The organism is Bacteroides sp. AM16-24 (assembly GCF_003471885.1).
Classification (GTDB): Bacteria; Bacteroidota; Bacteroidia; order Bacteroidales; family Bacteroidaceae; genus Bacteroides.
In genome coordinates this window covers 12999-13493 of sequence record NZ_QRKI01000026.1, presented here as the reverse complement: position 1 = coordinate 13493, position 495 = coordinate 12999, and positions in this window count along the sequence as shown.

Genomic DNA, 495 nt, shown 5'->3' with positions numbered 1-495 from the left:
GTCGATAATAAGTATAGGAATAATATTCTATTTATCGCTTTTACCTATGCTATCATCAAAAACGTGCACATATAGATATATTAACGTTATATTTAGCTATACAAACCATTCCAGAAGTAAATGTTCCGAACAAAAATGTTTATCCATTATTAATATAGCAAGTTTGCGGAATTTCAGTTGAAAAAATTATCATTAATTACATTTTTCAATTGAATTAAACACATAGTACCTGTTTTGTAGTTCATCAATGCTATTCATAGATAAATAATACACTGATAATAAAATGATTAAATGATCAATACAGTATATTTGTGGTAGGTGTAAATGCGTTTTTCTGTTTTTTAGCTGCTTATATATCAATATATTATAAATTGTTGACACTAAAATTGAAGTTCTAATCACACGCGCAAACATCTGTTTATCAGATATGTAGTATGCACATAGTTCTGCGAAGACTTTGCAGGTTTCGTACATTGGTATGCAGACACAAGAAGT